Raw genomic sequence first — 22,861 nt, forward strand, 5'->3', positions numbered from 1 at the left:
TTCTTCCATAAGATTCGAGGCGTAAAACGCCTGACCATACTCATGGTACATGATTAGCACCCTTGAATCAAATACATTTAATCCAAAGGTGCTATTTTTATTGCGACCGATTATTAAAATCCGTCACTATTTTTTATTTAGTCTATTTTGCAAACGTTCAAACCAAGTCATTTTACTGCGCGGGGCAGATGTTCTGGCTTGTTCGCCTTCGTTTAAAGCCTTTTGCATGAAGATTTTTTGTGAGTCTACTGGCGCTAAATCATTTTGTACATATTGGTAGGTACAGTCAGGTAATTTGTAACGCGCTTTGGTATTATCTTCTAAGTATACTTTCAAGATTTCCATGATTTCTTCATGAATATGTTCATCTAAAATAGGGAACTCGATTTCTACACGGCGGATCATGTTACGGGTCATCATATCAGCAGATGATAAGAATAATTTCTCATCACCATTATTGTTGAACCAGTAGATACGGCTATGTTCTAAGAAACGGCCAATAATTGAAATGACATTGATATTTTCTGATACGCCAGGAATACCCGGTACCAGACAGCAAATACCACGGATAATCAGATCTACTTTTACCCCAGCTTGGCTAGCTTCGTATAGTTTTCTGATAACATCTTTTGAGGTTAATGAGTTCATTTTGGCAATAATATGACCATTACCATTCGCTCTGTGGGCTTGAATTTCATCCTCGATATCTTCAATGTAGTTATCACGAATCGCAAAAGGTGATACGTGTAGGTAGTGGTAGTCGGGTTGGTTAGAGTAACCACTTAGGTAGTTGAAGAAGTCTGTTGCATCTTCCGCGATCCCTTCGTTAGTTGTGATAATTCCCATATCAGTATAGAAACGGGCAGTCTTATCATTGTAGTTACCCGTTCCAAGATGGACGTAACGGTGAACGCGACCATTCTTTTGTTTCACAACCATGGCAATTTTAGAGTGGGTTTTAAGGTGGGTTTTACCATAGATTACATGGCAGCCAGCTTCTTCTAATATTTTTGCCCATTGGACATTGTTTTCTTCATCGAAACGTGCTTTCAATTCCACTAAAACGGTTACTTGTTTACCACGTTCAGCAGCTGTTTTTAGGGCTGAAATAATTGGTGAATTCGCCGATACCCGGTATAAAGTTTGCTTAATCGCAAGGGTCTGAGGGTCATTGGCTGCATCTTGGATAAATTCGACTACTGGTTTGAAAGAATCATAAGGGTGGTGTAGGAAGATATCACGTTTTTCAGCTAATTTGAATAAATTCGTGGTTTGTAATTCGCTCGGGTAAACCGGTTTAAATGGTTCATAGCGTAAGTTAGGGAAGTAATTTTCCAAGACATCGATGGCATCCCCAAGGCCAGTTAGGTCTAGTGGACCGTTTACAAAGTAAAGGTCACGTTCTAATAGACCCAATTCTTCTAGCAGGTATTCAAGGTCTGCATGGATATATTCTTGATCATAATTTTCTTCTTGTTGAATTTCGATACGAACGGCCATACCGTTACGTCGTTGTACTAAGTAGTCTTCAATGACTGTTAATAAATCTTCTGCGCCATCTTCTTGAATGTCTAGATCGGCATTACGGGTCACACGGAACAAGAAGCTAGATTCGATAGTATAACCAGTAAATAAGGTTTCAATAAAGTTTGTCACAATATCCTCTAGATTAATGAAGTAATAGTGACCATTTTCTTCGTAATGGAAGTAACGGTTCGCCAACTGTGGAATTGGGACAATAGCTACCTGCTGTTCGCCTTCACGGCTTAAGTTCACAAAAATATGAATTAATTTGTTGTTTAAACTTGGAAAAGGACGATAAGCATCAATACCAAGTGGTGTAAGCGTTGGGTAAATCTCATTGAAGAAGAATGTTTTCATTTTCTCTTGGCGACGCGTAGGCGCTTCGTTGAAACGGATAAAGTGGATATTGTGTTTTGCCACTTCTTTCTTCAATTCTTGGTATAGGGCATATTGATATTCGTTATTTTCATGGTTTTTATCTGCAATGGCGATGAGTTGCTGTTCAGCAGTCCATTGTTTCTTAGAATCTAATTCATTGACATTTAGATGGTATTGATCTTGTAGGCCAGCTACACGAACCATCATAAATTCATCTAAATTTGACGTCCCAATACTTAGAAAGTTTAATCGCTCTAATAAAGGGTTTCTGTCATCGGCAGCTTCTTGTAATACACGGTAGTTAAAATTTAACCAAGAGACTTCTCGGTTTTCATAGTAATCAGGATTATCAAGATCGTATTTGATTTGTTCAGTCATTTTTGTATTCTCCTTTTCATTAAGCTACGGAGAGACTAGTAACTGTTATAAAATGGCCCGATATGAATTTGCATGTATAAACTCTAGGGTAATGTCTTTGCCGATTGCACGTTCTACATGTTTCTTTTGGTCCTCAGAACGGTAAACTTCGGATAATAATTCTCCTTGGTAGAAGACACGTAGAATCAGGCTATTACCTTTCATCACAGTATCCATACTTTTCACAATATTGTTATGAGAATCATTTAGACATTCAGCAAACTTGATCAGTCCTCCAATGTGTTGAAGGGTTTCCACTGGTTTATCGTCTAGCATTTCTCCATAGGTTGTTAAATATTGGCCAAATAAAGTTTTATTTTTATATGAAGCTAAAATAGAAAGGGCTAATCTTTCAGGGTGCGAGAATCCATTTAAGTTAGAGTTAGAAAGTAAATAGAAGGTATGTTGCGATGCATTTCCTGGTTCAATCATTTCCCCAAGATTGTACAAATATGCCCCATAATTCAATAACTCTAATTCATGGTCATTCAATTTCAAATAGCCATCCTCACTTAAGGCCGTGTATAACTGGCGAGCAATCACCATTCGTTGCGCTGAATCAGGCATTGAAAATTGGTAAATACTAGATAATCGTTCAACTGTTTGTTGGGCCACTCGATGGATGTCGAAGGCAGAACGGTATTTTTCCTCTAAATATTCATACACAATCCCCTCACGCAATCCTTCTTGTGAGAACTTAAATACTGGTGAATCAACGGTTTGAATTAGTTCTTGGAAAACGATTGTCGCTGGCACGATAATATCTGCTCGGTTAGATGACAAACCTTCTAGCTTGAGCATCTCTTTCATTGACAAGCCGACAAAAGTATCAAAGACTTGGTCAATTTGCTTAGGTTTCATTGTATATCCATGTAAACCAGCCATACCGTAATTTGACTGCATTTGGTGGACACGGGCAACGTTACGCGCAGAACCACCAATGGCAAAAATCGGTAAGTTTAAGTTTTCAAAGAAGGGTTGTTCAGAAAAGGCTTGGCGGACAAATTTACGTGTTTCCTTGATGCTTTTAGCATCATTGAAGTCTTTCCCGTTAAAGAATTTCTCTTGTAATGATACGGCCCCAAATGGGAAAGAGAAGGCTTCAACCAATTCTTTGTTTTTGAAAACAGTAATCTCTGTTGAGCCACCACCGATATCGATGGATACACCGTCAGAATCACTCATAGAGTGAACGACTGCAGAGAATCCGTAGTAAGCTTCCATTTCTTCTGGTACTATTTCAATGGTGACACCAGTTTTTTTCTTCACTTGATTGACGATGTCATCTTTATTTTTTGATTGTCGGATGGCTGCAGTTGCTTTTGGCAAGATGCGGTCAGCTTTTAATATAGCCGCTTCTTTGGCAAAGGCGCCAATAATCCGGGCTAGGATATCAATACCATCCTGTGACATTTCGTGATCATCATTAATATATTGGAAAATCCGTGCAGGAATTTTGATGTTTTGAATTTCTCGCATGGCTAAATTATCTTCGACTTGAAAGACAACAAGGCGAATAGAGTTTGAACCTATATCAATTAAACCAATTCGTTCTTTCATAATTATTGTGTCCTTTCGTTTCTCATGTGCTTCAGTAACAACTAATATGAAATTTATCTTAAGCTTAGTATAACGCAATTTAGGAAAATCCGAAATAATATTTCCCGATAAGTAAAAGACTATTTTTGCCTGAAAATTTATGGGGATTTCTAGAAAAAAGAGGCCCGTGACCTAAAAGCCACAAGCCCCATACTTGCTATTTAACGATAGCCATAATATCGGGCTACGAACGTCAAACTCTTCCGACATTTGCCACAATCATCCAATTCCCTGACAGTATTGGTCGGTTTTTGGTTCCTCGCGTTGAGTATAAACGACTGTTGTAGCACCTCTTTTGAACGATAAATGAACTGGTTTACCACCGGTTGCTTCATATACTTGTGAGATTACTTAGTAAGTGGCATCTGATGCCATTTACTAAGTATAAAATAGCCTTTTCGACTGGGTGACCAGGCCGATCAAGCAGGGGGTTTTGATCAAAGTCACTTTCATAAGCTACTTCCTATAAAGTCTAGCGGTTGGGTGAGTAGTGACTATATAGTGATTTTATAGCCGCTATATTTTAGTTGTGCTCAGCCATTTTCAGTGACTGGTAAATGGCATTCGCCACGCCACCGTCGTAATTGCTAGTTGTTTCATATTTAGCGTATGTTTTTACTTCCGGTTCCGCATTGGCCATTGCGAACGAATAGCCAGCAGCTTTTAACATAGACACGTCATTGAAATTATCCCCAACTGCCACGACATTATCAATGTTGTAACCATGGTCTTGACAGTATTTTTCAACAGCCTTACCCTTAGTCCCATCAGCATGGTTGATTTCAATATTGTACTTAAATGATGAGGTGATATGGGTATCAGGGTATTGTTCCCCGATTTCTGTAGCCATTGGTTTAATGGTGTTTTCTGGATCAGCATCCACGAAAGTAATCTTTATAATGGCTTGACCTTCATCAGTGATCAAAGTTCTTAAATCATCACGATAATCGATAGTTGTTACCTCGTTCGATTGGGTTGCACGCGTTCTCGCTTCTTCTAATGACATTTCCGGATTCATCTCGTGAATCAGTTCCGTAATTGCAAGAATACGTTGCTCTAACGAAGATGAGTAGACATTTTTACTGGTCATGGCCTCCATATAAAAGCCCGCCTCATAGCCTTTATTCAGGATATCAAGGGCAGTTTGGTCATCGATATCCACTTCGTATTCTACTTTTCCATTTCTGTCAAAAAGGATTGAGCCGTTCAAGCCGATAATCGGACAACGGATACCCGCTTCATCCAATTTAACTTTAGCTTCGGTAAAATTACGGCCAGTACATACAACAAATGGAATCCCTTTATTATACGTATGCATAATCGCATCAATATTTGCTTGTGGAATATCCATATGCTCGTCCAATAAGGTGCCATCCATATCTGAAACAATCAATTCAATCATTTGTAAGCTCCTATCTAAATTAAGTTAAATTCAGTTTACCACGGTCAATTTAAATTCACTAGTCAAATGATGAATGTAAAAACAGATATCAGTCCAATCTAATCAGGGGTTTGACTAGGCAGTGAATTACAAAAGACCTCATCCATGTTATAATAAAAGATGGACTATAAAGTAGAGAGGAGCGAAAAGCATGACACGATTAGGGAAGATGCCAAGTGACTGGGCCAAAGAATTAGCGCCAGTATTAGAGTCTGAGAATTTTAAACAATTCGAAGATTTTATCATACAAGCATATAAAAAAGGCCCGGTTTACCCAGACCAAAATCATATCTATGCAGCTTTTGAGCATACGCCATTTGACCAAGTGAAAGTAGTCATCTTAGGACAAGATCCCTACCATCAACCAGGTCAAGCGCACGGATTGAGTTTTTCAGTCAACAAAGGTGTGAAGATTCCACCTTCATTACGAAATATCTATAAAGAACTGCGGTCAGATCTAGATATCCAACCTGCTAGTCATGGTGATTTAAGACAGTGGGCTGATCAAGGTGTCCTATTATTGAACGCGGTCTTAACAGTGCCAGATTCAAGTGCTAATGCCCATAAAGGTAAAGGTTGGGAAGTTTTAACCGATGCGGCTATCAGTGCCTTAAATCAAGCGCGTGAACCCATTGTCTTTATTTTATGGGGCAATTCAGCAAAGGCCAAAGCTACCTTAATAGATGAAAATAAACATTACATTCTAAGTTCAGCGCACCCGAGTCCCTTATCCGCCACACGTGGCTTTTTCGGGACTAAGCCATTTTCCAAGGCAAATGAATTGCTTGAAAAATCAGGACGGACACCAATTGATTGGCAAGTGTCAGAATAGATGGTTAATGGGTTTCTGGATGGTGGATACATTGACCGGGCGCACAATTACAAGTAACATGGTCAACGTAAGTGGCTTGGTCTAGGGCATTGAGGATATTATTCTTCATCTTATCGTCTAATACAGAGGCTTGAATAAGTGCAGAAATTACCTTGTCAGCATCGGTATTGCACCAACCATTTAATAGGGTCTGTGCTTGGTTTTCTAAGGCAGTGTCTTCATCGATTGCCGGACGGTAAATAAATGATTTACCGTTTTTAGTCGTTTCTAGCCAGTTCTTTTTAGTTAGGCGACCAATTAAGGTCTTAATCGTTGCGGCTTTCCAATCTTTTTTGTCCTCTAACGAAGCGATAATGGTGCGGGAATTCGTTTCTTTTTGCGCCCATACGACCCGCATGACTTCCCACTCAGCAGCGGAAACATCTTGGAAATCTTGTCTTTTTTCTTGGATAATATTGCTTGTCATCGCTGACTCCTTTCAGTAGTAGATATCAGATGGTTGAATCAATTTAAGTTTACATTTGTAGATGGTTAAACGCAAGTGAAATGGATTTTCTGTAGTTAATTTATAATAATAGATTTGCAAAAAATAGACTTAAAACATTTTTTGTATAAATCATCTCATAATTTAAAATAAAATTTTCAAGCAAAAGATTTATTTGTGGGCAAAAAAGGCCCGAATAATTATTTATGCTTCAGATGAATTGCCTTAATTGTTGGCTTAGACTGATGATTGTATTTTATAATAACGTCTGGCTATCTGGATTGATATATTTTTTCCTGAAACAATACCGGTCTTAAATAGTTGAAATTACAGAATGAACAATATATAGTTATGTGTAACATAAATACACCACTACATGTAGTGGTGTCGTTTTTTTGAACAGGAGGAATGTGATGTGAAAATTGTGTACATGTCTCTTACCGGACAGACACACAAGTTTGTAAATAAACTTGAAATGGATAGCCTGAGAATTACAATGGATAATGCTTTTCAAGAAATTAACGAACCCTATATCGTGATTGCTCCAACTTATGATATTGAAGTAACCGAAATACTAAATGATTTTATTGAAACTGGCCAAAATCTAACGTATTTAAAAGGCGTTTGTGGTTCAGGGAATCTAAATTTCAATGAACTTTATTGTTTTACTGCAAAAGATCTAGCAGAAGCGTATAATGTACCTTTGCTGTTAACTTTTGAATTCCAGGGAAATGTAAACGACGTTACAATTATGAAAGAAAAGGTGAATGAAATTGGACCAACCTAAAGCAGTAGTACAAGAAAAAGAAATTACATATTTCAAGCTGAATAACGAAGTTAACCGTCCACTAGACGGAAAAATTCAAATTGAGAAGGATAAAGAAGCGGTACGGGCCTACTTTTTAGAGCACGTTAACCCAAATACCGTATTCTTCTATACTTTAGATGAAAAAATCGACTACTTAGTTGAACATGACTACTTAGAAGAAGGCTTCTTGAATTTATACGACCGTGAATTTGTGAAACGTTTAATGCAGGAAACGTATGACTTCAAATTCCGTTTCAAATCATTCATGAGCGCCTACAAATTCTATACACAATACGCACTAAAAACAAACGATGGTAAACGTTATTTAGAGCGTTACGAAGACCGTATCGTGTTTACTGCTCTGTATTTAGCAAATGGTGACGAGCAAGTAGCGAGCGATTTACGTGATGAAATGATCAACCAACGATACCAACCAGCGACACCTACCTTCCTAAATGCGGGTCGTAAACGTCGTGGAGAATTGGTTTCTTGTTTCTTAATCCAAGCAACAGATGACATGAACTCAATTGGTCGTACAATCAACTCAGCACTTCAACTATCTCGTTTAGGTGGTGGGGTTGGGGTTAACCTAACAAACATTCGTGCAGCCGGCGACCCAATTAAGAAAATTGAGAATGCTTCTTCAGGTATCATTCCAGTCATGAAATTACTAGAAGATTCATTCTCTTACTCTAACCAATTGGGGCAACGTAACGGTGCAGGTGCAGTTTACCTTAGCGTCTTCCATCCAGATGTTGTATCATTCTTATCTGCGAAAAAAGAAAACGCTGATGAAAAAATCCGTGTGAAGACTTTATCACTAGGTCTAGTTGTACCCGATAAATTCTATGAATTAGCAGAAAAAGACGAAATGATGTACTTATTCAGTCCTTATGATGTTGAACGTATTTATGGTAAACCTTATGCCTATGTCAACATTACAGAAGAGTATGATAACTTGGTAAACAACCCAGAAATCAAGAAATCAAAGATCCGTGCGCGTGATTTAGAAGACGATATCTCTAAATTACAACAAGAATCTGGTTATCCTTACATCATCAATATCGATACTGTAAATGACCAAAACCCAATTGATGGGACAATTGTCATGAGTAACTTGTGTTCAGAAATTTTACAAGTACAACGTCCTTCAATTATCAACAACGACCAGACATTTGAAGAATTAGGTACAGATATTTCATGTAACTTGGGTTCAACAAATATCAATAACTTAATGCATTCACCAGACTTTGGTAAATCAGTTGATACAATGGTTCGCGGTTTAACATATGTAACAGATGCATCAGCTATTGACGTAGTACCTTCAATTAAAAAAGGTAATGATTTAGCGCATACTATCGGTTTAGGAGCAATGGGACTACATACTTATTTTGCCTTAAATGAAATGCACTATGGTTCACCAGAATCGATTGAATTTACAGACAAATACTTCTTACTATTAAACTACTATACTTTAGTAGCATCTAATAGAATCGCTAAAGAACGTGGTGTCACTTTCGAAAACTTCGAAAACTCAACTTATGCGACAGGTGAATATTTTGACAAATACATCAATGAAGAAACAACGTTTGAATTTGAAAGAGTTGCAGCGCAATTTGAAGGTATTCACATCCCAACTCAAGAAGACTGGAAAGCCTTACGCGCTGCCGTTCAAGAGCATGGTTTATACCACCAAAACCGTTTAGCAGTTGCGCCTACTGGTTCAATTTCTTACGTAAATGAAACAAGCTCAAGTTTACATCCAATCATCCAATTGATTGAAGAACGTCAAGAAAAGAAAACTGGTAAGACTTACTATCCAGCACCATTCTTAAGCAATAAGACGCTACCTTATTACCAATCTGCCTACGATATCGACAACCGTCGTATTATCGATATTTATGCAGCTGCTCAACAGCATATTGATCAAGGTATGAGTTTAACCTTATTCATGCGTTCAGATATTCCTGCAGGTTTATACCCTTGGAAAGAAGGGCGTACAAGCAAAATGACGACACGTGATTTAAACATCTTGCGTCGTTACGCATGGAAACGTGGCATCAAATCCATTTACTACGTACGTACATTCACAGACAATAACGAAGAAGTTGGCGCAAATTACTGTGAAAGCTGTACTGTTTAATCGATTGCACTTGGAATAAGGAAGGAACACACATGACGAATTTTAATGAAAATCCTTATATTGCTATTAACTGGAATGATATTGAGGATATGATTGACAAGTTGACTTGGGAAAAGTTAACAGAACAATTTTGGTTAGATACACGTATCCCATTATCAAATGATTTAGATACATGGCGTACATTATCAGCTAGAGAACAAGACATGATTGGAAAAGTATTTGGTGGTTTAACACTACTAGATACTTTGCAATCTGAAGATGGTATGGAATCACTTAAAGCATCTATCCGTACCCAACATGAAGAAGCGGTTTACAATAACATCCAATTCATGGAAAGTGTACATGCTAAATCGTATTCATCTATTTTCTCAACTTTAAACACACCTAAAGAAATTGATAAAATTTTTGCCTGGACACGGGAAAATGAATTTATCCAATACAAAGCGAACCGTATTAACGGTATTTACCAAAACGGTACTGATTTACAAAGAAAAGTGGCTTCGGTATTCCTAGAATCATTTTTATTCTACTCAGGATTCTATGCACCACTATGGTACTTAGGAAACGGTAAATTGCCAAACGTCGCTGAAATTATTAAATTGATTTTACGTGACGAAAGTGTCCACGGTACTTACATTGGTTATAAATTCCAAATTGCTTTCAATCAATTATCGAAAGAAGAGCAAGAAGACATGCAAAACTGGGCCTTCAGCTTATTGTTTGAATTATATGAAAACGAAGCGAAATACAGCGAGTACATCTATGATGACTTAGGCTGGACTGAAGATGTGAAAATCTTTCTACGTTACAATGCCAATAAAGCATTACAAAACTTAGGATTTGATCCATTGTTCCCGGATACAGCGGATGATGTAGACCCTATCGTTATGAACGGTATTTCTACCGGTACTTCAAACCATGACTTCTTCTCACAAGTAGGTAATGGTTACTTACTAGGGCAAGTTGAAGCCATGTCAGACGAAGACTACGAAAAATGGACCTAAAATAAAATATTGGCTACATGAAAATCGCGCCTGTCGAAAATGACAGGCGCGATTTTTGCATGTTTTTTTGTATATACTTAATCATGAATGGTTTTTAGTTGTTTCTTAAACCAATTATTGATTATTTGGTAAACGGGTCTAGTATTGCCGTACATTAAACATTCATGACCGCGATTTTCAAACATCATAATTGTGACATCATCAAAACCAGAACGGGTGAATTCTTTAGCCAGTTTGTGGGTTTCTTTACCACCATTAATTAGTGGATCGTTACGACCAGCAATAATGGCAATTGGTAAGTCCTTCCGGATGTTTCGGGTCCAGCTGGGTAAAGTTGCCTTATGGGCAATTTTTACCAACTCTGCAAAACCGTTATTGGTGAAAACAAAGCCAACTAGCGGCCAATCCCTATCTTCACCATTTTTAGGCGGATACCAATATTCTGGAAAAGCATTGGCAACAGCAGGGTCATCAGTTAGGCCCGTACCGAATAGTTTTTGATGGATATAGTAATTGTAGGCATCTGGATGCAAGGTATTTAAAATAGGTGCTAAGGCTGCACCTGTCGCGAAAATAGGGCTATGGGTGTTCGTCCCACTCAATAATACGCCGTCTACTTCCTCACTATATTGACCAAGATATAAACGGGTTATATATGCCCCCATTGAATGACCTAACACGTAATAGGGTAAGTCGGGATAATGTTTCTTGGTTGCTTGAACAACTCGATGTAAATCTTCAACCATGACTTTAGCAGCATCCGTTGTGCCAAAATAGCCTAAACGGTTGTGTTCTTTAGCTTGTCCTCCATGGCCAATATGGTCATGGGCGATGACTAAAAAGTTTTGGTCCACAAATGACTCAGCTACTTTTTTATAGCGACCACCAAATTCTGACATCCCATGGACAATATGGATAATGGCTTTTGGATGATCGGCGTTTTGCCAAGCGTAAACAGGGATATAAGGGCGGTCAGGTGAAGCGGATGGAATAGTTACAGTGTTATAGTAGTCTAATGCAAACATAATTTCCCCTCTTTTTTTTCGATTAAGTCTATTATAGTGTCTTCTATGTTAAAGCACAATTAATAGGGATATATAATTTATGGAATAGAAAAGGCCTGCGACAAAACGTCACAGGCCTTTTAAAATATTGTTATATCATAGACTCAGTTGGTAATTCCGGTCCTAAGCAGCTTCGTCTGCTTCCTCGTCCTCAACATCCCCGTCGTCGCCAGTGTCTGCTGGTCTAGAAGATGATGAAGCACTTGGTTCAGTAGTAGGTGATGAAACACTTGAAGATTCCACTTCACTCGAAGGTATTTCAGCTTCAGAACTTTCACTCACACTAGACTCAGAAGACTCACTTTCAGAGGAGATTGATTCTTCGCTCGATTCTGCAGCTGATGAAGAACTTGAGCTTGACGATGAAGAAATTGAACTAGAAATAGAACTTGAGCTGCTTGATGATGCACGGCTAGAAGATGATGAAGATGATTGTACAATCGCATTTCCAGATGCTAACCATGCTTGGTAATCTGAATACAAGTCATCGTTAGCCAAACCAGTTAAGATTTGTGATGATGGTGTCGCGTTTGTAGGGAATTCATCTGGTATTGCATCTTTGACTAATTTCACTTCATGTACTGAATCAGGCTGTACCCAATCCGCATTTTCTGAAGTAGTGGATAAGTATCCCATAATTGCTTGGTATAGGTAACTTACAATGTGTCTATCTGACCCATCAATATAGCCAACTTCATCGGTAGAGAATGGGTTATCATAACCAGTCCAAATGGATAGGGCGTAATCAGTCGTATAACCTGACATCCAAGTATCGGGTACCGCACTTGAATCAACGCCGAGTTTAGCAGCCTCTTCTTTGGTATAGTTTGTCGTACCTGACTTACCAGCTTCCGCTAATCCAGGAGCATGGTAATTAGTAGATAAACCATATGAAGTATCCGTAAAGTTATCTTTCAACATGTCCGTTACCATATAAGCAGTTGAATCTTCCATGGCTTGGGTGCTTGTTGAATCAATCGTGACTTCTTCACCATCGAAAGTTGTAAAGTAATCAACCGCACGTGGTTGGTTGTATTCACCGTAATTCCCCAGTGTCGCAAAAGCTGCACTTAGTTGTAACGGGGTGATTTCACCACCAATAGCGTTTGATTCAAGAACACCATCCCCATCGTTTAACACAATCCCCATACCTTGTAGGAATTCATCTACTTGTTCAGTACCTACTTCTTGCAACAGTTTTAAGGCTGGAATATTACGAGAACCGATTAAAGCTTGCCGAAGTGTAATAGTTCCTTGATACAAGTTATCCCAGTTATTAATCTCTGTCCCATCTGAATAAGTATACTCTTCATCTTTAATAGAAGATTCGGTAGAGTAGTTTAGATATTCTATAGCAGTTGCATAGTCCGCAAATGGTTTAATAGAAGAACCAACACTTCGTTCTAACTGCGTTGCCCGGTTATAAGACAATTGTCCTTCTTGGTTGCGTCCGCCGTATAGGGCTAGGATATTACCCGTTTTTGTATCCACTAATGACGCTGCAGCTTGCATGTTGTCATTTGTGAAGTAATAACCATCTTCATCCTCGATTGTATTGTAGATTTCGGTCATGGCATCCATATCTAAATGCGTATAGATTTGTAATCCATCTGAATACATATCATACCCTGCTTCTTCCACTTCATCAGCAACCACTTGAATATAAGAGTCTAACATAATCGCAGTCTCAGATTGTTCAGTAGACTCAGTGTCAATATCTTGTAAACCATCTTCAATTGGTGTGGCTACTGCCTCGTCGTATTCCTCTTGCGTGATTTTTTCATTTTCCAACATCTCTGCAAGTACTAAGTTTCTTCTTTCTTCAGCAGCGTCAGGATCTGAATATGGATCGTAAGCGTTAGGTGCTTGCGGCATACCAGCTAATAGGGCAGTTTGGGCTATTGACAGCTCACTTAAGGATTTACCATAGTAAACTTCAGCAGCAGTCCCCATACCGTAAACACCGTTGGCCATGTAGACCTTATTAATATAAAACTCAAAGATTTCTTGTTTTGTGTAGTCTTGTTCTAATTGAATCGCTAGCCAAATCTCTTGGACTTTACGTTTATAAGTTTGGTCTTCCTCCTTAGTTGAAAAAGAGGTAAGCTTCACTAATTGTTGGGTTAGCGTTGAACCACCTTGAGTAATGCCACCAGCTTTTAGGTTGGCTAAGAAAGACCCAGCAATACGAATCGGGTCAAACCCGTTATGCTCCATAAAGCGTCGGTCCTCAATCGAGGTGACGGCGTCAAAGGTTGTTTGTGAAATATCACTTTCGTCAACGATTATTCGATCGTTTTGACTAGTTTCATAGACAATGTTACCTTCATTGTCATATATACTAGATGCGATGGTACCGTACAAATCTTCTTCGGTGAGTGTAGGACTATCAGAAATCCAGGAATAGGCAACGATTGAAAGGGCTACCCCAACTACTACACCGACGCCAACAATACCAAGTAAGATCTTTTTCCAAAGGGCCATGCCAGAGCGGTTAGACTTACCTCGCTTACCTTGAATTTTTTTAGACGACTTGCGATTATTTTGGCTTCGTCGTCTTGAGTTTTGATCTTGACTCATGCATATCACTCCTAGTATGTTTATTTAATTTTGATAATTGGCTGCAATCATTTCATCCACAGCTGCTAAATAGTCAATTCGGGGCTGATACCCCATGTTTGCTTGGACACCTTTAGATTGAATTCTCTTTAAAGGGATCGCAGTAATGTCATTGGCTAAAAAGGCAGTCCAGTCTTCCAGTAGCGCCCTTATAGGGTATACATAGGCTTCATCACGTTCCTTAAATAGAAAAAGGATAAAACAAATCCCACCATGATTAGCACAATTTGTCATATGATCTATTTGATGTTGATGAATATTATGAAGCGGGAACTTAGTTTTAAGGTTGGTTTGTTTAGCCTCAAAATCTAGATAGTGTCCATTATAGATACCATTATAATCTGTTGTGGAAGCTGTACGATAGTAGGCTTCAGTTATCACAGCGCGACTTCTTTTTGGATAGTCGACTGAAACAACTTGGATTGGTGTCGGCTTTTTGTGAATAATAGCTTTGTCACGCAATAAATACCACTGGTTGGTTTGATTAATCATTTCCTCCAGTTTCATACCGCGCTTGGCAAAGTTTGATTTCCCTCTAGAAGAAGCGGATAGTGAACGATTCGTCTTAGATTGGTAGACTTTACCGTTTGGATACCTCATGATGACCTCCTTCAGAATATGGCTCAAAAAATTGACACCATATTGAGTCTATTTTATCCTATTTTGAACTTATACCATAGTTTTAACACGGATTTTAATATAAAAACAAGAATTATCCTCTCTTATAGTATAACATTAATGGCATTTTGGCTCATTAACTAGACAATTCGCCAGTTTTAGTGTAGTATTTTATGATGTTAAGATTATGCATAAAAGCGTAATCGATTAGTAAATATAACTAGAGTTAGGGGAATTTAAATGTCAGTAAATTATGAACAAACATCAACAAACGAAGGTATTTTACATTTTACCGTAGCAAAAGAAGATGCAGCGAAAGCTAAGAAACAAGCTTTTAACCGTATTAAAAAGGATGTATCTATCCCAGGTTTCCGTAAAGGGAAAGTAAACTATCAAATGTTTGTAAAAATGTTTGGTGAGCAATCTTTAATTGAAGATGCTGTAAATATCGTTTTACCAGAAGCTTATACAAAAGCTGTTGAAGAATCAGGTTTAGAAGTTGTTACACAACCTCGCTTCGATATTAAATCTGCTGAGCCAAATGCTGACTGGGAATTAATTGCATATGTTGCGACTAAACCAGAAGTTAAATTGGGTCAATACAAAAACCTAACTGTTGCTAAACAAGAAGTTGAAGTAACTGAAGAAGAAATCAACGACCGTTTATCTGCAGCACAAGCTAACTTAAGCGAATTAGCTTTAAAAGAAGGCGCTGCTGAAACTGGTGACACTGTTGTTATTGACTACGAAGGCTTCCAAGATGGTGAAGCATTCGCAGGTGGTAAAGGTGAAAACCATTCATTAGAATTAGGTTCTGATTCATTCATCCCTGGTTTTGAAGACCAATTAGTTGGTGTTAAAGAAGGCGACGAAGTAGAAGTTAACCTTACTTTCCCTGAAGATTACCATGCAGATGAATTAGCTGGTAAAGATGCTACATTCAAAGTTAAAGTACACGAAGTGAAAACTAAAGAAGTACCAGAATTAGATGACGAATTTGCTAAAGACGTTGACGAAGAAGTTGAAACTTTAGACGAATTAAAAGAAAAATACCGTAAAGAATTAACGGATCAAAAAGAAGCTGCAGCTAAAGAAGCTCGCGAAGAAGAAGCTTTACGTTTAGCAGTAGAAAATGCTGAAATTACTGACTTACCACACGAAATGGTACATGAAGAAGTTCACCGTCAAATGGACCACTACTTAAACGAAATGCAACGTTCAGGTATCTCTAAAGAAATGTACTTCCAATTAACAGGTACAACTGAGGCAGACTTACACACTCAATTCGAACAAGATGCTGACACTCGCGTGAAAACTAACTTGATTCTTGAGCAAATCGTTGAAGATGAAAACATCACTGCTGAAGTTGAAGATGTAGAAAAAGAAATCGCTACATTAGCTGAAACTTACGGCATGACTGTTGAAGAAGTTAAAAACGTTGTAACAGAAGATATGTTGAAAAATGATATTGCATTGAAAAAAGCAATGGCATTAATCACTGATACTATTGAAGAAGCGTAAGCTTTATAATAGTTTTCAAAATGTAAGGCTCTTCGACATTTAATGTGGATAGCTTAATTTAAGGGCTCTTCGACATTTAATGTGGATAGCTTAATTTAAGCAAGAAACTTAAATTCATTTTATATGGATTTGAGTTTCTTTTTTATTTTATTTTAAATGAGATTTGATAAAAGAAGAACTATCTTTTTTGTCCTTTGAACTGCTGTGTACGTTCCTTAAGAGCCGTGGCACCGGCGAGAGCCAAGGTCTCTCTGCCTTGATATCGAGCCAAGGTCTCGATATCATGCTTTTTCACGGCTAAGGACGTACACTTGCAGTTTTTTTTCTTTGAACATAGCGAGCGGGATGTATCATGTTTATTTAATTAAGGGAAGCGGGCTTGCCCGGTTTTAAAATGAAACTAATCATCACCCTATTTCTGAAATTGAAAAAATTACGATATCCATAGGATACACGTTTTATGACTTTGATACGATTATTTTTTCCTTCTAGACTAGCGTTTGATCTAGTCTTGTAATGGAAGGTGTTTGCGATAAACGCTATATTCTTCAATAATGTGTTCAGTGAGGTTTGCATATATTTACTGATATTTTGGTGACGTTCTGCAGTAATAGTCTCATGAAACATTTCGATATTATTTTCTTTAGAAGCCTCTAGTAAAGCTTGACATACCCAGTAATTTTCCGTTAAATCTTCATCTAAAGAAAGTAGATGATCAAGAATATCCATATCACAAACCATTTTCCCTTTAAATAAACGTTGTTTTCTATAATTTATAAAATCAACTTCGTTGAAATCCTTTAGGATAAGCTTCCAAAAACTTTTCAGCTTGCGATACTCTTTTTTATCTTCACCATTATTTCTATTTGTATTGAAAGTATTCATTACTTGAACTCTCGTTTTGTTTAAAGAACGTGAAATCAATTGAATGATATGAAAACGATCAATAATTACTTTGGCGTTTGGAAACATTTCTCTAACCAAAGTCATATAAGGCGCATTCATACCAACAACAATGGTTTCAACAGCAGAGCGCACTTTTAAACTAAATTGGCGGAAGTATTCTCTTAATTTGTATAGTTGTCGAGTGGGCAGTATACCAAGAACTTCATGAGTATCCTCATTACTAAAAATAAAACTCATTTGATTGTCAGCTTGTTTTGTAGATTTGATCTCATCGAAGCACATGTTTTTCGCTAGTTTTGTGCGATTGCGACGAAAATAGTCATCCATAAAGCGATTAATAATTCGTCTACTAGTATTATCTGAGATACAGTGCCTACGAGCGAGATCCTTGTTTGAAATCGTATCTACAGCCTCAACTAAAACAGATTGCTTCACTTGTTTAGCGATATGACAATTACGTGCAACCTCACTGGTATGAGCAATGAAGCGCTCATCGCATTCATGACACCAGAAGCGTTGCTTCTTAAGCTCTAGATAGGTTGGTGTATTGGATTGGCGTAACCACGTGATCCTGGACGTCATAAACCCATCTTTAACGATAGAATGGTCATTTACACACCCACATTTAGGGCAAGCCTTGGGCTTGTAGGTTAACGTGCCAGTAAAAAATTTTACATTTATTCCTTTAATATTACGCTCTTGAATCCAATTTTCTTCGTTAAATGTGATGTTAGTATCTTTAATGTTTTAGTAAAAGTCTGATATTATCGTTCTGAGACATATGAATTTCCTTTCTAATTTTGGTTTAGACGCTTAAATTTTAGCATAGGAAATATTCATATGTCTTTTTGTGTTTTTATACAAAATAGGTTTGAATGATTTCTCATCCACACCAAAAGTCGGAGACCCAAATGTAAAGCCAAGGGGGTGACTCCTTGGCTTTTTCTTAAGCAAAAGAATTATATAATGACCACAAAAAAACCGAGCCTAGCTCGGTTTTTAGTATTGAAATAACTATTAAAATGCTTTTACGATTGTGTCTAGGAAATGTTTGTTATAGCCTTCAGCGTCAACGCCTAAAGCAACAAATACATTCGGTTCTTCCTTGCGGTTTAAGGCAACTTGATCTTGGACTAGACGACCTTCTTGTTCGCCATATAAACTCTTGATGCGGAATGTTTCACCCGTTACCCAGTCACTCTTAAGGGCAACAGAAACTGCTAGTGGATCGTGTAGGGCACAACCTGTTAGGTCTTCGTATGAATTTGCGTAAGCCTTAAAGTAATAAGTCACAATCTCGTGGAATACTTTGGCCGCTTCAGACATTTCTAACCAAGGGGCGATATCAGTATCTGTGATTAGGGTACGTAAAGTCACATCTAAACCAATGACTTTAATTGGTAAACCAGAATCAAAGACGATATTATTCGCTTCTGAGTCCTTCCAGAAGTTAGCTTCAGCAAATGGGCTTACGTTACCAGGAACTGTTAAAGCACCACCCATAGAAACAATCCCTTTGATTTTTTGCATAGCAGGTAGGTCTTTTTGAATGGCTAAGGCTGCATTCGTTAAAGGACCTGTTGTCACTAAGACTAATTCTTCACCGTATTTGTTGGCAGACTCAATAATGAAGTCAATAGCGTCTTGGTCAGAAATATTGTTACCAGCAGGTAATTCGACATTTCCTAGACCATTTAAGCCATGGAAGATACCAGATGCTTTTTCTTGGATATAATCTTCATTTGCCCCAATTTTGTGGGAAGCCCCACGGAAAACGGGGATGTCTTCGCGGTCTAATAATTTTAATACTGCTGAGGCATTGTGCACACATTTTTCTACCTCAGCATTTCCAAATACAGATGTAATACCGATTACTTCTGCGTCTTCTTCACCCAGGGCAAGTGCAATAGCCATTGCATCATCAATACCAGTATCAAAATCTAAGATTAGTTTCATATTTAAACCCCCTATAAAGTTAGATATTTCAATATCATATCCTATTTAAAGTATAAGACATTGTCTTTCAAATTGATAGAAGAAAGACAATGCCTTAGACAAGTTTATTTAAATTTACTATTGAGTTGGGTTTCTAAATTAGAAGAAGAAGCCAACAATTGTTGATGAAATCATAGATACCAATACCGAAGCAATGATTAAACGCCACGTATTGTTTGCGACAACTTTTGCTTGTTTAGCTGACATAATTTTTATAGAAGCAATAATCATGCCGACAGTTGCGATATTTGAAAATGAGATAACATAAGTTGACATCATTGCCATTGTTTTATCACTAACTTGTCCTGCAACCGCTTGAACCTCTCCTAAGGCCACAAATTCATTGGTTAATAATTTAGAAGCCATGATTGAGCCAGCACTTACGATGTCCGCGCTTGGAACCCCCATAATGTATGCAAGTGGAGAAAAAACATAGCCTAAAATAGTAAAGAAATCAATACCAAATACCAAGGTAGCTAATGAGTTAAGGAATGTAATTAAAGCTGTAAAACCAATCAGAGAACCAGCAATTGCTAGGGCAATTTGGAAACCACTAGAAATATAGTCACTTAACACAGAGAAGAAGTTCTCATCATCAATACCTTCGTTTTCTTTAGCCTCTTCAATAGGGTTGAAATCTACTTGATATGTTTGTGGATTATAGGGTGTCATCAGGGAAACAATAATAAACGCAGCGAAAACATTCAATAGAATAGCAACCACTACAAACTTACCGTCAACCATTTGCATATAAGAAGCAATCGTTGTAGCAGATACACAAGATAGCCCCATTAACACAAATGTAAAAATTTGTTCAGGTGAAAATTTATCAATATAACGTTTAAGTGTAATTAAACCATTCGATTGACCAAGCATAGCCATGATGATAGCAATGTATGATTCATTTTCTCCCATACCAGTAATTTTATTAAGGATTTTACCGATATATTTAGCGATAAAAGGTAAAACGTTAATGTATTGAAGGATACCAATTAATCCAGAAATAAAAACAATTGGCATTAAAACATTTAGGAAGAAAATCCCGTAGCTTGTAGCGCCTTCCCCAAAGACAAATTCAGTACCACCATTTGCTTGTAAGATTAACCAGTTGAATAATCCTGATACACCCTCCAAAATGGCAATCCCAAAGCTTGTTCTTAAACCGATGAAGGCTAAGACAAACATAATTACTAATAAAATCCCTACTTGCTTAATACGGGCGTTCTTACGGTCTTTACTAATTAATAAAGCAATAAGTCCGATGACAATTAGACCGATGATTCCGCGAATAATACTCATAGTTATCTCCTTTTCTTATTCATATTCAAATTTTTGCACCGCTGATCATTATAAAATATTGCCAAGTAAAATACTAGTTAATTTTAATAGTATTTCCGAACAATAAATCGGTTACAATTTTAATCAATACATCCATTATACGATAAAAGTATAGAAAGCTGTAGAATGAAGACTTTTAAATTGACTTGAAGTCAACAATTTGGCACAATAAGGTGATGTAAAAGAGAAAGGAGAACGGATAGCATGTATAATGATGATGAACAAACAACGATTCACTGTTCTTTTTGTGGAAAATCACAAGATGAGGTAGACAAAATCATCGCTGGACCTGGCGTGTATATTTGTAATGAATGTGTAGCACTATGTCAAGAAATCATTGATGAAGAAGTCGACCAAGAACGACAAGAATCTTATACAATGGTTGAACCACCAAAACCAACTGAAATTCGTTCCATCTTAGATGATTATGTTATTGGTCAAGATCAAGCTAAAAAAACTTTATCAGTAGCAGTATATAACCACTACAAACGTATTTCCTCTAATAACGAAACAAATGATGATGGAGTATCTCTACAAAAGAGTAATATCCTACTAATGGGCCCAACAGGTTCAGGTAAAACATACTTAGCTCAAACTTTAGCACGTATTCTTGATGTGCCATTTGCGATTGCAGATGCAACGACACTAACGGAAGCGGGTTATGTGGGGGAAGATGTTGAAAACATTCTAGTTAAATTGATGCAATCAGCAGATTTTGACGTAGAACGTGCCCAAAAAGGGATTATCTATGTGGATGAAATTGATAAGATTGCCCGTAAATCAGAAAACGTATCAATTACCCGTGATGTTTCTGGTGAAGGTGTGCAACAAGCCTTACTGAAAATTTTAGAGGGAACTGAAGCGAATATCCCACCACAAGGTGGTCGTAAACATCCACATCAAGAATTAATTCAAGTGGATACAACAAATATTCTCTTTATCGTAGGTGGTGCCTTCGATGGTATCGAACCAATTATTAAAGAACGTCTTGGTGAAAAAGTCATTGGTTTTGGTAATTCTTCAAACAACCATATCTTGAATGACAACGATGCTATTATGCAACAAGCCATTCCACAAGACTTACAAACTTTCGGGTTGATTCCTGAATTTATTGGACGTTTACCGATTATGGCGAACTTGAACAAGCTAACAAAAGATGATTTAGTTCATATTCTAACGCAACCTAAAAATGCCTTAGTGAAACAGTATCAACAATTATTGAAGATGGATAATGTGGAATTAATCTTTACAGATGAAGCTTTAGAAGCCATCGCACAAAAAGCTTTAGACCGTAAGACAGGGGCTCGTGGGTTACGCTCGATTATTGAAGAAGCTATGTTAGAAATCATGTTTGAAATTCCATCACGAGAAGACGTTTCAAAAGTTATGATTACTGAATCAGTAATTAATGGCGACATCGAACCAGATTTATTTGACTTAGATGGCAAAAAGATCGCTTAATTATTGCCACTAGTAGCAGTGTATTAAATACAATGGGAAAGACTAGAATGAGTCTTTCCTTTTTGCGTCAGAAAGGGGATTTTTCATGGACGTACATAACGTTGAGTTTCTGATATCTGCCGTAAGGCCAGAACAGTATCCAGCACCCATTATTCCGGAAATCGCGCTAGCAGGCCGGTCAAATGTTGGGAAAAGTTCTTTCATCAACACAATGATCAACCGTAAAAAACTGGCTAGAACTTCTAGTAAACCAGGTAAAACACAACAATTAAACTATTATCAAATTGAAGATTTATTTTACTTTGTGGATGTGCCAGGTTACGGTTATGCCAGAGTTAGCAAGACGGAAAAAGCTAAATGGGGCGAGATGTTAGAAACCTATTTTGCGACCCGTGAAAATCTAGCATTGGCCCTATTGATTGTTGACTTCCGTCATAAACCAACAAAAGATGATATTCAAATGAAAGAGTTTATGGATTATCATGGCGTACCTTATTTTGTCATAGCAACAAAAACGGACAAAATTAAGAAGAGTCAATGGAATAAACACTTAAGTGATATTTATAAAACATTAGAATTAGAATCGATCGATCAGATCTTACCTTTCTCTGCCGAAACAAAGGATGGCCGTGATGAAGCTTGGGAAGTTATTCAAGCTGTTTTGGATGGTGAATTTGCAGCTGAAGAATAGGATGCAGAAATTCGTAAA

At 37.6% G+C, this 22,861-nt stretch carries 16 protein-coding genes and 1 pseudogene; 7 read left to right on the plus strand and 10 right to left on the minus strand.

The genetic code is table 11. From position 1 onward, the window contains the following. Nucleotides 1–126: 126 nt before the first annotated feature. The 3 genes and pseudogenes from AWM76_RS04405 to AWM76_RS04415 all read right to left on the minus strand — a co-directional run. A pseudogene (locus AWM76_RS04405) lies at nucleotides 127–2,283 on the minus strand (RNA degradosome polyphosphate kinase); the annotation flags it as partial. A 42-nt stretch (nucleotides 2,284–2,325) separates the two neighbouring features. Further along, nucleotides 2,326–3,879, minus strand: coding sequence for a Ppx/GppA family phosphatase (locus tag AWM76_RS04410; RefSeq protein ID WP_039935603.1), 1,554 nt, complete (start codon nucleotides 3,877–3,879; stop codon nucleotides 2,326–2,328). A gap of 562 nt (nucleotides 3,880–4,441) precedes the next feature. Further along, nucleotides 4,442–5,320, minus strand: a complete 879-nt coding sequence (locus AWM76_RS04415) for a Cof-type HAD-IIB family hydrolase (protein ID WP_003142541.1) — start codon at nucleotides 5,318–5,320, stop codon at nucleotides 4,442–4,444. A 190-nt stretch (nucleotides 5,321–5,510) separates the two neighbouring features. Between AWM76_RS04415 and AWM76_RS04420 the strand changes: the two genes are divergently transcribed. Continuing rightward, entirely contained in the window at nucleotides 5,511–6,191 is a 681-nt protein-coding gene (locus tag AWM76_RS04420) for a uracil-DNA glycosylase (protein WP_003142542.1), read from the plus strand. Between the two features lie 4 nt (nucleotides 6,192–6,195). Here the strand turns inward: AWM76_RS04420 and AWM76_RS04425 are convergent, their stop codons facing one another. Further along, the gene (locus AWM76_RS04425; RefSeq protein ID WP_003142544.1) at nucleotides 6,196–6,657 is read right to left on the minus strand and encodes a CopY/TcrY family copper transport repressor; all 462 of its coding nucleotides are present in this window, start codon (nucleotides 6,655–6,657) and stop codon (nucleotides 6,196–6,198) included. Between the two features lie 433 nt (nucleotides 6,658–7,090). On the opposite strand from AWM76_RS04425, the gene nrdI reads away from it, so the two are divergent. The 3 genes from nrdI to nrdF are packed head-to-tail and all read left to right on the plus strand — an operon-like array spanning nucleotide 7,091 to nucleotide 10,630. Next, a complete protein-coding gene (gene nrdI, locus AWM76_RS04430) occupies nucleotides 7,091–7,462 on the plus strand; it encodes a class Ib ribonucleoside-diphosphate reductase assembly flavoprotein NrdI (protein ID WP_003142546.1) in 372 nt (123 codons plus the stop codon). Next, complete coding sequence (nrdE, locus tag AWM76_RS04435) at nucleotides 7,443–9,626, plus strand: class 1b ribonucleoside-diphosphate reductase subunit alpha (protein ID WP_003142547.1); 2,184 nt, start codon at nucleotides 7,443–7,445, stop codon at nucleotides 9,624–9,626. Before nrdI ends, nrdE begins: the two co-directional genes overlap by 20 nt. Before the next feature lie 32 nt (nucleotides 9,627–9,658). Continuing rightward, nucleotides 9,659–10,630 carry a class 1b ribonucleoside-diphosphate reductase subunit beta gene (gene nrdF, locus AWM76_RS04440; RefSeq protein ID WP_003142549.1) on the plus strand — a complete coding sequence of 324 codons (972 nt, stop codon included), beginning with the start codon at nucleotides 9,659–9,661 and terminating at the stop codon, nucleotides 10,628–10,630. A gap of 77 nt (nucleotides 10,631–10,707) precedes the next feature. Here the strand turns inward: nrdF and AWM76_RS04445 are convergent, their stop codons facing one another. The 3 genes from AWM76_RS04445 to recU form a co-directional block, all read right to left on the minus strand. Beyond that, on the minus strand, nucleotides 10,708–11,655 hold the full coding sequence (locus tag AWM76_RS04445) for an alpha/beta fold hydrolase (RefSeq protein ID WP_003142550.1): 948 nt from the start codon (nucleotides 11,653–11,655) through the stop codon (nucleotides 10,708–10,710). A gap of 162 nt (nucleotides 11,656–11,817) precedes the next feature. After that, nucleotides 11,818–14,274 carry a transglycosylase domain-containing protein gene (locus AWM76_RS04450; protein ID WP_003142551.1) on the minus strand — a complete coding sequence of 819 codons (2,457 nt, stop codon included), beginning with the start codon at nucleotides 14,272–14,274 and terminating at the stop codon, nucleotides 11,818–11,820. A 24-nt stretch (nucleotides 14,275–14,298) separates the two neighbouring features. Next, nucleotides 14,299–14,913, minus strand: coding sequence for a Holliday junction resolvase RecU (gene recU, locus AWM76_RS04455; RefSeq protein ID WP_003142552.1), 615 nt, complete (start codon nucleotides 14,911–14,913; stop codon nucleotides 14,299–14,301). Between the two features lie 258 nt (nucleotides 14,914–15,171). Between recU and tig the strand changes: the two genes are divergently transcribed. Next, complete coding sequence (tig, locus tag AWM76_RS04460) at nucleotides 15,172–16,452, plus strand: trigger factor (RefSeq protein WP_003142553.1); 1,281 nt, start codon at nucleotides 15,172–15,174, stop codon at nucleotides 16,450–16,452. A gap of 360 nt (nucleotides 16,453–16,812) precedes the next feature. Here tig and AWM76_RS04465 read toward each other — a convergent pair whose 3' ends face one another. From AWM76_RS04465 to AWM76_RS04475, 3 genes are all read right to left on the minus strand, one after another. Continuing rightward, nucleotides 16,813–18,102: an ISL3 family transposase gene (locus AWM76_RS04465; protein WP_107127077.1), complete on the minus strand. Its 1,290-nt coding sequence runs from the start codon at nucleotides 18,100–18,102 to the stop codon at nucleotides 16,813–16,815. A 273-nt stretch (nucleotides 18,103–18,375) separates the two neighbouring features. Further along, complete coding sequence (locus tag AWM76_RS04470; protein ID WP_003142153.1) at nucleotides 18,376–19,314, minus strand: nucleoside hydrolase; 939 nt, start codon at nucleotides 19,312–19,314, stop codon at nucleotides 18,376–18,378. Between the two features lie 138 nt (nucleotides 19,315–19,452). Then, a complete protein-coding gene (locus tag AWM76_RS04475; protein WP_003142151.1) occupies nucleotides 19,453–20,652 on the minus strand; it encodes a NupC/NupG family nucleoside CNT transporter in 1,200 nt (399 codons plus the stop codon). Nucleotides 20,653–20,895: 243 nt separating this feature from the next. Between AWM76_RS04475 and clpX the strand changes: the two genes are divergently transcribed. Together clpX and yihA are read left to right on the plus strand one after the other, a co-directional pair. Continuing rightward, nucleotides 20,896–22,152, plus strand: coding sequence for an ATP-dependent Clp protease ATP-binding subunit ClpX (gene clpX, locus AWM76_RS04480; protein WP_003142149.1), 1,257 nt, complete (start codon nucleotides 20,896–20,898; stop codon nucleotides 22,150–22,152). A gap of 85 nt (nucleotides 22,153–22,237) precedes the next feature. Beyond that, nucleotides 22,238–22,843, plus strand: coding sequence for a ribosome biogenesis GTP-binding protein YihA/YsxC (gene yihA / locus AWM76_RS04485; RefSeq protein WP_003142147.1), 606 nt, complete (start codon nucleotides 22,238–22,240; stop codon nucleotides 22,841–22,843). Nucleotides 22,844–22,861: the final 18 nt, after the last annotated feature.

This window comes from Aerococcus viridans, assembly GCF_001543285.1.
Classification (GTDB): Bacteria; Bacillota; Bacilli; order Lactobacillales; family Aerococcaceae; genus Aerococcus; species Aerococcus viridans.